The following is a 2,411-nucleotide window of genomic DNA, read 5'->3' as shown; positions in this document are numbered from 1 at the left end:
TAAAACAACAACATCATCATCTTCTTTAATACTTACATTAGGATAAGTAAATTTTCTGGAGTCTTCTCCATTAGGTCCTTTTACAGAAACCTCATTATTTTCAATTATAACTTCAACGCCTTCAGGGATTTCAATAGTTTCCCTTATAGCTGCAGCTACTACCATTTTATCACCTAATACATGTAAGCCAACAAACGTCCACCAATTCCTCTTTCCTTAGCCTCATAGTGAGTCATAATTCCTTCAGGAGTAGTGACAATTAAAATACCAAAATTCTTTGCTGGCAAATATCTTTTTTCAAATTTCTCAAATTCATCTTTTTTAACAGCATGACGAGGTTTGATAACACCACATTTGTTAATGTTACCTATTAATTCTACATTGAATTTACCTGCCCTGTTGTCATCAACATATTCAAAGTTACCAATATAATTCTCTTTTTGCATAGTGCTTAAAACTTGTCCAATTAATTTGGAAGCAGGAGAAATAACACAAGAATCATTTACTTGTAATTCGTTATTTCTGATGTTAGTTAAAGCATCAGCAAGAGGATCCATAAGACTCATAATTAAAACCTCTAATTATATTTTTTAAATCCCATTTTAGGAGCAACTTCCCTAAAACATTGTCTGCATAAATTTATACCATATCTGCTAACCATAGCAGAGTGGTCTCCACAACGACTACATTTTTTTGCAGCTTTTCCGTATTTTCTTGGCAAAATATCACCTTATTCAGTTACATAATTAACTTTAAAGTTTTCTTCCATAAATTTCATAGTTTCTTCTTTAGAGATTCTATGTTTTTGAGGAACTTTCTTTTGTCTGATTTTTCTTTTTGCAATTCTGTAACCTGGCTTTTCAAAAGTAACAGAAACATTCATACCAAAAATACCGATATCAGGATTATATCTCATTCCCGGAATATCAATATGTTCTTTAATACCAAAAGAAAGGTTTCCTTGAGCATCAAATTGAGTAGGTCTAATATTCCTACTAATACCTTCTAAAACCATATCAATAGCTTTATCAGCTTTTTCTCCACGTAAAGTTAATTTACATGCGATTGGTTGTTTTTTTCTAATTCCCCATTCCGGGTTGGTAACTTTAGAAAAGGTTTTAACAGGAGTCTGATCGAACATTTGTTCCAATAAGTTGATTGCACGTTCTAATTTTTCACCTGCTTCACCAACACCAATACTGACAGTAGCTTTTTCGATACGTACTTCGTTCATTGGGTTCATTTATTAACCTCCAATAAAGATATTACTGGTGCATCAGTACCAATTACAAATGCATAATCTTTTAAAGTTAAGAAATCATCTTTTGAACTATTTTCGATAATAATAGTATTTGGGTTGGAAGATTTATTTTCAATAATTTCAGTTACAGTACCTAATTCACCAGTGTGTTTACCACCAGTAACAAGGACAGTAGCTCCTTCTTGTAAAGGATATACATCATTGATTTCTTGTTCAGGTACTTTTAAGTTTATTACATCTCCAACAGAGTATGCATCTTCATCAATGATAACATTTTTACCATCGTGAAGGTTTAATTGAGTTTTTCCACCTTTAATGGTAGTTTTATTAACAATTTTAGATAATTTAGCACTATTATCATCAATTACATCTAATTGTAATCTTCCTTTTCTATCTAAAAGAACTCTGTAAGATTCACCAGTTTTTGGAATTTCAACAATGTCCATGAATCCAACTGGGAATTTGTAATCTTTAACGACTCTTCCATCTACTAAAACATTACCAGAGTTGATAATTCTTCTTGCTTCCCTGGAGTTATCAGCCAATTTTAATACATCTCTGATAACTAAAGTTAATGGAATAGCATCTTTAATGGAATGAGAACCTGCAGAAGGTTTTACAGTCCAAGTGTCTTCTTTAGGATGAATAGGCCAAGATTTAGGTGCTTTATATCTTTTAAGATGTTTTCTAGATCCCATTTTAGCCATTTTAATTATCTCCTTTATTTTTAATTCTTCTATCGTCTTTTAAATCTGCATCAATAATTACTAAGTTAGATGGATCAACTGGAAGGAATGTAGCAGTTCCGTCTGGTTTTGATAAAGTAACCTCATCGATAGTTACTTTGTAGGAAGTGTAATCTACACTGAGAACTTCTCCTTCGTGTCCTTTGAAGTCTCCACGGACAACACTAACTTTATCTCCTGTTCTAATAGGCAATGATCTTTTTCCTAATTTTGCCCTTAAATCTTTACTTAAAGCAGCACTTAAATGTTTTCCACGTGCATGAGCAGGAGCATTGTAAAGAGCTTTTCTTTGTTTTCTTGGTTGTTTTGACATTTTTTCACCTATACTAAAATACTTGCTGCACTACCAACACTAGGCCATCTGTCAGCTGCTTCTTTAGCAACAGGACCTCTGATTTCAGAAC

At 32.6% G+C, this 2,411-nt stretch carries 6 protein-coding genes and 1 pseudogene; all 7 read right to left on the bottom strand.

Annotation, left to right across the window (positions count from 1 at the left end; all coding sequences use genetic code 11):
- The coding region (gene rplF / locus Q4Q55_RS10340) for a 50S ribosomal protein L6 (protein WP_303372715.1) at positions 1–165 on the bottom strand (165 nt) is incomplete at its 3' end.
- An 8-nt stretch (positions 166–173) separates the two neighbouring features.
- On the bottom strand, positions 174–566 hold the full coding sequence (locus Q4Q55_RS10335) for a 30S ribosomal protein S8 (RefSeq protein WP_303372714.1): 393 nt from the start codon (positions 564–566) through the stop codon (positions 174–176).
- 11 nt (positions 567–577) lie between these two features.
- Positions 578–721: a 30S ribosomal protein S14 gene (locus Q4Q55_RS10330; protein WP_292608552.1), complete on the bottom strand. Its 144-nt coding sequence runs from the start codon at positions 719–721 to the stop codon at positions 578–580.
- Between the two features lie 9 nt (positions 722–730).
- Entirely contained in the window at positions 731–1,243 is a 513-nt protein-coding gene (locus tag Q4Q55_RS10325) for a 50S ribosomal protein L5 (protein ID WP_303372713.1), read from the bottom strand.
- A complete protein-coding gene (locus Q4Q55_RS10320; RefSeq protein ID WP_303372712.1) occupies positions 1,240–1,968 on the bottom strand; it encodes a 30S ribosomal protein S4e in 729 nt (242 codons plus the stop codon). The genes Q4Q55_RS10325 and Q4Q55_RS10320 overlap by 4 nt, the downstream gene beginning before the upstream one ends.
- A gap of 1 nt (position 1,969) precedes the next feature.
- On the bottom strand, positions 1,970–2,320 hold the full coding sequence (gene rplX, locus Q4Q55_RS10315) for a 50S ribosomal protein L24 (protein ID WP_303372711.1): 351 nt from the start codon (positions 2,318–2,320) through the stop codon (positions 1,970–1,972).
- 8 nt (positions 2,321–2,328) lie between these two features.
- Positions 2,329–2,411, bottom strand: a pseudogene (gene rpl14p / locus Q4Q55_RS10310) (50S ribosomal protein L14); the annotation flags it as partial.

This window comes from Methanobrevibacter sp. (genome assembly GCF_030539555.1).
Taxonomy (GTDB): domain Archaea; phylum Methanobacteriota; class Methanobacteria; order Methanobacteriales; family Methanobacteriaceae; genus Methanocatella.
This window is presented reverse-complemented; position numbering and strand designations above follow the sequence as displayed.